Origin of the sequence: Acinetobacter rudis, assembly GCF_000829675.1 — a bacterium.
Classification (GTDB): domain Bacteria; phylum Pseudomonadota; class Gammaproteobacteria; order Pseudomonadales; family Moraxellaceae; genus Acinetobacter; species Acinetobacter rudis.
Genome location: NZ_BBRX01000006.1, coordinates 1 through 9,455, shown reverse-complemented (window position 1 = coordinate 9,455; position 9,455 = coordinate 1). Strand labels below are relative to the sequence as shown.

The following is a 9,455-nucleotide window of genomic DNA, read 5'->3' as shown; positions in this document are numbered from 1 at the left end:
TGGTGGTATTGCCGCAGCATCTGAAGGTGATCCAAGCTTCCGTATTGGTATTAGTGGCGTGATTGATTAATTAAACAATCGATGAACTGTAAGAAGGCTGATCACAGCCTTCTTATCAAATTTAACTTTAGAGATTCACATATTATGAAAAGTATTGTTAAAGGTTTACTCGGCGGTTTAGTGGTCATCACAAGCATGTCGATCAATGCCGAAGAATTAGCGACATCAACAACGGATGAAGTATCTTTTCCAGAGATTGATCGTAGTTATCTAAAAGAGGTTAAACGTTATGAATACGCAGATGTTGCACGCTTAGCGGTAGGATCAAATAAGGATCAATTCCGTCATGTATTGGGTAATCCACATTTTAGTGAAGGCTTAGTCTTTGTTAAAACTTGGAATTATGTACTCGATATTCGTAAACCGAACACGCAAGAATATAAGCGTTGTCAACTACGAATTGATTATGACAAACATTATGTTGCTGAGCGTTTGAGCTGGAAAGGTGTGGACTGTCAACAGTTTATGTATCCAACAGAGACAACCGTTGTTCAACAGGTTATACAAAATCCAGTGCAGAACAAACAATTTAATTTAAGTGCTGATGCCTTATTTAAATTTAATGGTTCATCGCAACAGGATTTATTGCCTAAAGGAAAGCAAGAACTAAAGGGTTTAGCAAGTACGATTCAGCAAGGCTATACGACTGTAAGTAAAATTCATTTGGTGGGGCATACTGACCGTTTAGGATCAGAGTCTTATAACTATCAATTAGGATTAAAACGTGCAGAAACAGTACGGAGCTATTTGATTGGTGCAGGTGTTCCAGCGCAAGTGATTAGTTATGCGAGTGCAGGAAAATCTCAACCAATGGGTAATGGTTGTTATGACGTCGCTAAAGGAAATGCACAACGTGCTTGTTTACAGCAAGATCGTCGCGTAAGTGTTGAAATTACAGGTGTTGAAAAGAACTAATCTTTTTATACAATGAAGTAAGCCCCATCTAGTGATGGGGCTTACTTTTTTCGTTGATTTTTAGCCAATTATTAATAGCTTTCAGGTACAGCTTGTAAAAACTCACGACGTTCATCTTTATGCGTTTTAAAATCGCCAATAAAAGATACAGTACGTGTCGTTGATTCTTGCTTACTTACACCGCGCATCATCATGCACATATGTGCTGAGTCGATAACAACAGCAACACCACGAGCACCAGTGACTTCGGCGATAGCTTCGGCAATTTGCTGTGTAAGGTTTTCTTGGATCTGTAAACGACGTGCAAACATTTCAGTGATTCGGGCAAATTTTGATAAACCTAAAACTTTGCCCTCAGGTAAATACCCTATATGTACACGGCCAGAAAATGGCAATAAATGGTGTTCACATAAAGAATAAAACTCAATATTTTTGACAAGAACCATCTCTGGGTTATCAGATGGAAATACTGCATTATTGGTCACTTCTTCAAGTGATTGAGTATATCCAGAGGTCAAAAATGAAAAAGCTTTAGCAGCACGCATTGGCGTATCTTGTAAGCCTGGGCGATTTAGATCCTCACCAACGGCTGTAAGGATATTTGCATAAGATTGCTGCATCGACATAAAAATGTTCACTTATAACGGATTGAACTTGGGCGGCATTGTAGCAGAAAATGCTATAGAAACTGATTTAAATATAAGTAAGGTGATTTACTTATATTTGGGGTTCTTTTCCGTCCTTTTAAGAAGAACAAGAACAGCGCCAGTACCACCTTGATTTTCTGGTGCACTTACAAATGCAAGAACATCACGATGTTGCCTAAGCCAACTATTGACGTGACTTTTCAAGATTGCTTCAGGGCCTTTTCCATGAACTATTTTTAGTACATTTTGATTTTCATCTTTGGCAATTTGAATAATCTGTTGTACAGCTAGACGTGCGTCTTCAATAGTACAACCATGTAAATCAACTGCTTCAAACCAACGTAAATTACCCGCTTTAAGATCTTCAAAAACTTTATGTTGTAACGTTGCAATTCGGTAGCTGAGCTTTGCCTGACTGGCGACTGGATTGAGCATGGCGTGTGTATCAGACAGTTCAGCATCTTCTGTGAATACCGGACCTTCAGCTGCAGCACGTTTTGCTAATGTTTTAGCATCAGCTTTCAATTGACGTGGTTTTTCAATTTTTGCAACATTGGCATCGGCCAATGCAGTGACACCTTGTAAGGCTTGTTTAAACAACAACTCATCTTCCTGTTCTTGATGAACAGTGGTTGCTGTTTCTGCTTTTACTTCCTCAACCTGCACCTTAGGTGCAGGTTGTGAGATTTGTTGTTTAAACGCTTTTAAAAGCTTTTGTTGAGCTTTGGAAAGCGATGAATCTGAAATACTCATAGTCAAACTTATATTTAAATTACGGCAACATCACCAAATAGTTCATAAAATGCCTGAGCTGGATCTGGCTGCTTCATAAAACTCTCACCCACCAAGAATGTATTGATACCATGATCTTGCATCATGCGTACATCATTAGTCGTAGCGATGCCACTTTCAGTGACTAAATTACGTGATGGGTCAAGTCGTTTCTTAAGACGAAGAGATGTATTTAAATCGACTTCGAAAGTCTTAAGATTACGGTTATTTACACCAAGTAAGCAGTGCTCGGAGAGTTGTAATGCGCGATCTAACTCTGCCTCGTCATGCACTTCAACCAACACGTCTAGATTTTGTTCAAAAGCAGTTTGTGACATTTCCTGTAGTTGTTGATCTGAAAGTGCGGCAACAATTAATAAAATGCAATCAGCTTGTAGAGCTCGTGCTTCAACAACTTGATAAGGATCAATTAAGAAATCTTTACGGAGGATCGGGAGGTTACAGTGTTTTTTCGCAATGGCAATATTTTCATCGGCACCTTGGAAAAAATCGATATCGGTCAATACAGATAAACACGCAGCACCTGCGCGTTGGTACTGTGCTGCAATTTCAGCAGGATCAAAATCTTGACGAATTACTCCTTTAGATGGTGAGGCTTTTTTGACTTCTGCGATCACTGCAGGGCGTTTACCCTGTAATGCTTTTGCAAATCCTCGAACAGGGCTTGCTGCAAGTGCAAGTTGTTCGATGTCATATAGACTGTGCTGTTTCAATCGTTCAGTGAGCTCTTCTGCTTTACGGTCAACGATTTTTCCTAAAATGGTATTTGAAATACTTTGCATGACTTAATCCCTAAGCTTGGTATTGCTTGAGCGTTTTGGTGAATTCTGCCAATACGCTGATTTTTTCTAAAGCTTGTCCGCCATAGATAATATCGTGTGCTAAAGCCACACCTTGTTTATAATTAAGTGTTAAACCAGCAACATACAAACCTGCACCTGCATTGAGAGCAATCATATTGGCTGCTTTTTCTCCACGAGCTGTTTTGTTACGTGATAATGCGTCTTTGATAAGCGCTAAACTGTCTGCAGCATTTTCAATACTGAGGCCGGCAAGTGTTTGTGATTCAATCTCAACATCTTCTGGATTGATGATCCATTCAGTTACTTCACCATGTTTTAATTCGGCAACATAAGTTTTAGAGGCTAAACTGATTTCATCTAATCCATCATGTGAATGTACCACCATGACATGCTCAGCACCGAGTTGCTTCATAACTTCAGCAATGGGGCGACAGAGTTCATTTGAAAACACACCAATCACTAATCGTTTTACTCCAGCCGGATTCGTAAGCGGGCCAAGTAAGTTGAAAATGCTGCGTATGCCTAATTCTTTACGGGGACCAACGGCATATCTCATCGCTTTATGATGGTTTGGCGCAAATAAGAAGCCAACCCCCATCTCACGAATACAACGTTCTGTTTGTTGCATATCTAAATCTAGTTGAATGCCTGCCATTTCTAATAAGTCAGACGATCCTGAATTGGATGAAACACCGCGATTACCATGTTTAGCGATGGTTGCACCTGCAGCAGCAATGACAAAACTAGAGGCTGTTGAAACATTAAATAGGTTTTGTCCATCTCCACCCGTACCTACAATATCAATTAAGTAAGGTAAATCAGTGACATCAATTTTAATTGCAAATTCACGCATTACTCGTGCTGCAGCTGTGATCTCATCAATGCTCTCGCCTTTTAGACGAAGGCCCATCATTAATGCACCAATTTGTGCATCTGTAGCTTCACCACTCATGATGGAACGCATTACATCTTCCATTTGTGGCTGAGTCAAATGAATGTTTTTAGTAATATGGCTTAATGCTTGTTGGATATTCATAGTATTCACTTATGCATAAATTTCGAGAAAGTTTTTAAATATTTGATGGCCATGCTGACTTAAGATGGATTCTGGATGAAACTGCACGCCTTCTATTGGCAATGTCTTATGTTTAATCCCCATGATTTCTTCCATCGAGCCATCAGCTTCATTAGTCCAACAGGTGATTTCAAGACACTCAGGTAAAGTGGTTTGATCAATCACCAAGGAGTGATAACGTGTCGCTGCAAAAGGTGAAGGGAGCTTACTGAAAATGCCACTATCATTGTGATACATATCAGATAAACGTCCATGCATCACTGTTTTTGCGCGCACAATTTGACCGCCAAAGGCTTGTCCAATACTTTGATGTCCTAAGCAGACTCCAAGTAATGGAATTTTCCCCGCAAAATGCTGAATCGCAGGAACAGAGATGCCTGCTTCAGTAGGGGAACAAGGTCCAGGGCCGATCACCAAATATTTAGGTTGCCATCGCTCAATATCCTCCAAAGTCACGGCATCATTACGGACAACTTTTACTTCCTGATCTAACTCACCAAAATATTGGACGATGTTATAGGTAAAAGAGTCATAATTGTCGATCATTAAGAGCATGTTGAGCTTAACCTCTTGATTTAATTAAATGAAACATGACTATGGTTGCAATGTTACTCACAATGTTACTCACAAATCATAAAGCGCATAAATTATTGAGACAATAAAAAAGCCGCTTATTAGGCGGCTACTGTATCAGATTTTTTACAATGTTGGACAGCAAAGTTTACATAGCTATTCAACCAAAAAACTCTACGTCCATCTTGTTGAGGTTTCTCAATAATTCCATCCTTTATACGGTCCCATAAAGTTGGCTCTGAAAAGCCTAATCGCTTGGCAAATTCCTTTACACTGACTCGACGCTCATCCTGAACTGCTACTGCTTTTTTAATCAATTGCATCTCATTAAAAATTGCTTGGAGTAGTTTATTTTCCTGTTCAGTTCTCATGATTATTCTCCGCACCTTCGATCATGCCTTCACCTCATTCAAATCAATTTCCATAAAATCAGGACTGCGCAAATGTGTTTCGAACTCTGCTGAAGATATAATGAAAATACATCAGGCTGCGAGTAGTGATGAAAAACTAGAAGTGCATCTTCTTAAGGGGTATTTTTATCAAGTGACAGCATTGACTAGAAAATTACACCAAATTCAGTGTGGGTTGAGTGACTTTTCTGGTGAGGTTGGGCTTGGAGTTAAGCGCTGAAAATTATATTTCCATTATTTCGGAATCTAAGGTATAGTTTTACTATACTGGTCGTAGTACGGTTAGACAAAATGATTTTAAAGCCTCGCATTTGCGGGGTTTTGTTTTATGGGTAATATGATGGTTGACTTGGTGATTCCTGCAGATATCATGGCAGTGATTGCAACATTACAGGCTGCTCAAATACAGGCTAATTATGCCATAGGGGCGGCAGTTCTTAGCTCACTTATTGGTGCAGCTGGAATAGTGTTTGCGGCAAACTATGCATTTAAATCTGGTTTAAAAACTCAACAACATAATAATATTTTAGAGGCTAAACGTGAGGTTTATCTTGATGTTGTTGCTTCAGGGCAGTTGTTTATTTCATCAATAAATAGATTTCCTCGAGTTAATTCTAATTTTTACGAAACATTTACTAATTATTATGATGATTTTTCAAGTAAACTAAATAAGGTATTGATTGTATGTGATGATCAGAACAAGAAGGATACTGTGAAAGTAATTGGATTATTAGAGTTAATATACAATACTTTGAATGTGGAAATTTATAATTATCAAAATACTGGTATAGACTTGGTTAAGTACACTCAAGAATTTAATGAAAAGAATGAAAAACTTGAAGATATAGAAGCGAAGAGACACGAAGCTAGAGATAGACTTGATCAAGTTTCCTTTAAACGACAAATACAACAAAATCAAAAGGGTGTGGCTGATAGGATTATTGAAAAAAGAGAAATTGAAATTGAAGGGTTGGAATATGAGATTGATATTTTAGGTAATACTTACCGTATTGGCTCATATCTTTTAGAGGATTTAAAGAGGAAAATGGATAGTAAGAGTCTTGCTGTAAGTGATATCGAAAGTAGGGTCGAGAGTATTCTGACGAATCATAAGGAAGAATTGTCTCAAGAATTTAGTCAATTGAATAAAAAGTTAAGAATAGAGTTGTTTTAATTTTAGATTGTGATTTAGCATCCGCCTTCTAAGCGGATGGTCACAGGTTTATTTTTTGGCAGGTGAACACAGTATTGATTAACCTGCGTGATAGTTCTCAAAAAAGATACACACATAAATATAAAATAATTAAATGTATAACAAATAGTTTGATAAGTTGATGTAGTGTTGAAAATTATTCAACAAGAGTTAAGGTGGTATTCTCACCATGCATAAAAAACATTTAACTTTAAGAAATCAGATAACTTCCCAAGAAGTATCTTATCACCAATATTTTTCTTCACCCAAGGTGTTAGCGTGGTTTGATGATAATGAGAAAAAGAGAGTGGTTGATGCTAAGTTAATTAAAGAGCTTGATTCCATAACTGGCATTAATAGCAAATCAACTAATCAGGTAAATATCTTTGAGATTAATGGGGTGGACCATATCCTGGTTACATTTGGTTATTAGTGTGTTTATGTGTGTCATATTTAGATGGGGTGATGATATTTCATCTATGTAGTTAAAACCTAAGTTTTCAACAAATATAACAATTTATTTGGAAGAGATTTGGTTTGTTCAGCCCGCCATGTGCGGGTTTTTGTTTGCCTGTCGTTTTTATAACAATCCGAGAGACTACGTTATTTGTATCTAATTTTTGGAGTGTAGATTTATGTCTTATGTGTTAGTTGGACTTATTTCATTTTTTATTGGTTATGCGATGTGCTTTCGATTCTTCCAAAAAGACATTACTCAAAAAAAGCCAATGGTATTCGGTGGTCAAGTTTATATTGCTGAGAAGAAGTGATGGTTATTTATGAAATGATTTATCACTCTGGCCCAGATGATTTTGAGGTTGGTTTTTACCTGAAGAATAGCAAGAAAAATAGAGAGCATTTCTTTGAACAGATCATGAGTGATGTGAATAAATCTTTAGATGATTGTAAGGCACGCTGTGAAGATGGTGACCTGTTGCTTAAGTATCTTAAGAATGACATGAGTGCGCTAGAGCAGATGAAGAAGCAATTTATTGATACAGGTAAGGCAAGATTTGATAGTTATGTGTCGATCTGTGTTGCTGAGCGAACTGTAAGGGATTTTTAAGATGGATAAAATGGAAGCACAACGAAATATAGAACGCTACGAATCTGAGATATCTAAATGGCAAGCATTGTCGCGTGGTTTGATGTCTCGTGATGAAATGATGCTTGTTGATAAAAAGATTGGCCAATTAAAAGAGTGGACGAAGAACTTAAGAGTAATGCTTAATTCTAATTAGGTCGAATTCGCCATAATTAAAACGCCGTGGGTAACTATGGACATTCAAAAATACAAGGCTCTAACTAATAAGAAGCCCATCCAAACAAAACCAAGAACTAGACCACTGCCTAAGGCTACTAATCGTTATCTAGACGCTGAAGAAGAAATCGAACGTACCTTGCAAATACTTGAGATTAAATACGAGAAGAAATTCCAATTTAAATCAACTAAGCATTGGCGTTTTGACTTTCACCTCGTTGAACACAGAATTTTAATTGAGATTTCAGGTGGGCCATGGTCAGGCGGTAGAGGTGGAAAGCTTGCTACTAAGGCATGGAGCATGGATCGCTACGATGTTGCTGCTGAGATGGGGTATAGCGTTGTACGTTTAGAGTCAGCTCGATCATACAAAATCAAAGAAGATGGACCTTTACAGGTTCAAGCTTGTTTTGCAGTTCAGTGGTTAAAAAATTTAAAGAGGCATAGTTTTAATGAAACAAAGAATACATAAGAAACTGTGCAGACAGGCAGTAGTAGTTTTGGTTCAAGGTTTTGAGTTTTCTCAAGACAATTTTATTAATGATAATTCTGGTATCCCTTATGTATTGATTGAGGGGTGCTACGAACCGTTTGAGTGCTCAGCATTGGAAGTACTATTAGAAATGATGGAGATCCAAGATTTGGACTGTGATGTATATAGCTTAAAACCTAATGCACGCCTAATTAAAGAGGCCATTAAATTTATGTACATACCATCTTACCTAGAATCATTTTTTCGTGTTTAAAGAGCGGATTAAAAATGGACCAAATCAGACCATTCCCACCGACTGACTTTATTGATCAGGCTGAGGAAGAAGAATCTATTCGCCTAGTGCCCGCCGTGGATCTAAAAGAATGGGTAATAAATAACTTCTTAACGCTTGGTGGTGCTTTACATAATCCAGATCATGACCACATTGCCGAATTACTACATGACGATGAAACGGTTTTAGCTTTTGCTTGGGCTTCTTCTGCAATGACAGCTAAAAAGCGCATGGTGTTAGGCCAATGCGAAAAAGTGATGTTTAACCAGGGTGGATGGAAGAAAGCAAGGCAAGAGCAGCAGATGCGAGATTGGTTCGGTTTTGTACCGGTCTATTTAATTACCATTGATGCATCATTCTGCGAACAAGCAACTGATCGTGATTTCTGTGCTCTGATCGAGCATGAGCTTTATCACATTGGCGTTGAGCGTGACGAAGATGGTGAGCCTATCTATAGCGATCATACTGGTCTACCTAAACATTATTTAGCAGGCCATGACGTTGAAGAATTTATCGGTGTGGTTAAACGATGGGGAGCAAGTGAAAGTGTCAAACGACTTGTCGAGGTCGCACAGAATCCCCCGTTTGTACCTGATTTGGATATAGCAAAGTGCTGCGGGAACTGTGTAATTAACTGAGCCGAAAGGCTCTTTTTTTTTGCCTATTTAGTCTTACGTAGTCTTACAAAGGGGCATTTATGGCAACACTTAAAGAGCCTGTAAAAATCTTTATAGTTCAGTCTCTTGCATGCTTTGAAACCCCTCAACAAGTAGTGGAGTCTGTAAGACTAGAGTTTGGCATTGAAATTGAGCGTCAGCAGGTCGCAGCATACGACCCAACTAAAGCAACATGTAGGAGTATGAGTAAAAAACTCAAAGACCTATTTTATAAAACTAGAAATGATTTTAGGACCAATGTTTTTGATATTCCTTTAGCCAATAAAGCTGTACGTCTTACTGAGTT

The 9,455-nt window shown here is 38.2% G+C and carries 17 protein-coding genes; 11 read left to right on the top strand and 6 right to left on the bottom strand.

The window, feature by feature from the left end:
- The first annotated feature begins 144 nt into the window (after positions 1-144).
- A complete protein-coding gene (locus tag Aru01_RS01390) occupies positions 145-975 on the top strand; it encodes an OmpA family protein (RefSeq protein WP_016655762.1) in 831 nt (276 codons plus the stop codon).
- Between the two features lie 71 nt (positions 976-1,046).
- Here Aru01_RS01390 and folE read toward each other — a convergent pair whose 3' ends face one another.
- The 6 genes from folE to Aru01_RS01360 all read right to left on the bottom strand — a co-directional run bounded on the left by folE (position 1,047) and on the right by Aru01_RS01360 (position 5,236).
- Positions 1,047-1,595 carry a GTP cyclohydrolase I FolE gene (gene folE / locus Aru01_RS01385; RefSeq protein WP_171068165.1) on the bottom strand — a complete coding sequence of 183 codons (549 nt, stop codon included), beginning with the start codon at positions 1,593-1,595 and terminating at the stop codon, positions 1,047-1,049.
- A 93-nt stretch (positions 1,596-1,688) separates the two neighbouring features.
- A complete protein-coding gene (locus tag Aru01_RS01380; RefSeq protein WP_016655764.1) occupies positions 1,689-2,375 on the bottom strand; it encodes a Smr/MutS family protein in 687 nt (228 codons plus the stop codon).
- Positions 2,376-2,389: 14 nt separating this feature from the next.
- Positions 2,390-3,196: an indole-3-glycerol phosphate synthase TrpC gene (trpC, locus tag Aru01_RS01375; protein WP_016655765.1), complete on the bottom strand. Its 807-nt coding sequence runs from the start codon at positions 3,194-3,196 to the stop codon at positions 2,390-2,392.
- Positions 3,197-3,206: 10 nt separating this feature from the next.
- Complete coding sequence (gene trpD / locus Aru01_RS01370; RefSeq protein WP_016655766.1) at positions 3,207-4,253, bottom strand: anthranilate phosphoribosyltransferase; 1,047 nt, start codon at positions 4,251-4,253, stop codon at positions 3,207-3,209.
- Between the two features lie 9 nt (positions 4,254-4,262).
- A complete protein-coding gene (locus tag Aru01_RS01365) occupies positions 4,263-4,847 on the bottom strand; it encodes an anthranilate synthase component II (protein WP_016655767.1) in 585 nt (194 codons plus the stop codon).
- Between the two features lie 119 nt (positions 4,848-4,966).
- Positions 4,967-5,236 (bottom strand): helix-turn-helix transcriptional regulator, encoded by a 270-nt coding sequence (locus Aru01_RS01360; protein ID WP_016655768.1) that lies wholly within the window; start codon positions 5,234-5,236, stop codon positions 4,967-4,969.
- Between the two features lie 100 nt (positions 5,237-5,336).
- Here Aru01_RS01360 and Aru01_RS01355 point away from each other — a divergent pair, with 100 nt between their 5' ends.
- The 10 genes from Aru01_RS01355 to Aru01_RS01320 all read left to right on the top strand — a co-directional run.
- A complete protein-coding gene (locus tag Aru01_RS01355; protein WP_155757940.1) occupies positions 5,337-5,495 on the top strand; it encodes a hypothetical protein in 159 nt (52 codons plus the stop codon).
- Between the two features lie 108 nt (positions 5,496-5,603).
- Entirely contained in the window at positions 5,604-6,449 is an 846-nt protein-coding gene (locus Aru01_RS01350) for a hypothetical protein (protein WP_016655769.1), read from the top strand.
- 208 nt (positions 6,450-6,657) lie between these two features.
- Entirely contained in the window at positions 6,658-6,900 is a 243-nt protein-coding gene (locus Aru01_RS01345; protein ID WP_016655770.1) for a hypothetical protein, read from the top strand.
- 202 nt (positions 6,901-7,102) lie between these two features.
- Positions 7,103-7,237, top strand: coding sequence for a hypothetical protein (locus tag Aru01_RS18575; protein ID WP_016655771.1), 135 nt, complete (start codon positions 7,103-7,105; stop codon positions 7,235-7,237).
- Positions 7,237-7,533 (top strand): hypothetical protein, encoded by a 297-nt coding sequence (locus tag Aru01_RS01340; protein ID WP_016655772.1) that lies wholly within the window; start codon positions 7,237-7,239, stop codon positions 7,531-7,533. The genes Aru01_RS18575 and Aru01_RS01340 overlap by 1 nt, the downstream gene beginning before the upstream one ends.
- Position 7,534: 1 nt before the next feature.
- Positions 7,535-7,708 carry a hypothetical protein gene (locus Aru01_RS18435; RefSeq protein ID WP_016655773.1) on the top strand — a complete coding sequence of 58 codons (174 nt, stop codon included), beginning with the start codon at positions 7,535-7,537 and terminating at the stop codon, positions 7,706-7,708.
- A gap of 36 nt (positions 7,709-7,744) precedes the next feature.
- On the top strand, positions 7,745-8,200 hold the full coding sequence (locus Aru01_RS01335) for a hypothetical protein (protein WP_016655774.1): 456 nt from the start codon (positions 7,745-7,747) through the stop codon (positions 8,198-8,200).
- A complete protein-coding gene (locus Aru01_RS01330; protein ID WP_016655775.1) occupies positions 8,181-8,474 on the top strand; it encodes a hypothetical protein in 294 nt (97 codons plus the stop codon). Before Aru01_RS01335 ends, Aru01_RS01330 begins: the two co-directional genes overlap by 20 nt.
- A gap of 14 nt (positions 8,475-8,488) precedes the next feature.
- Positions 8,489-9,130 carry a putative metallopeptidase gene (locus tag Aru01_RS01325; protein WP_016655776.1) on the top strand — a complete coding sequence of 214 codons (642 nt, stop codon included), beginning with the start codon at positions 8,489-8,491 and terminating at the stop codon, positions 9,128-9,130.
- 59 nt (positions 9,131-9,189) lie between these two features.
- On the top strand, positions 9,190-9,455 hold a 266-nt coding region (locus Aru01_RS01320; RefSeq protein WP_042111058.1), incomplete at its 3' end, for a DUF2280 domain-containing protein.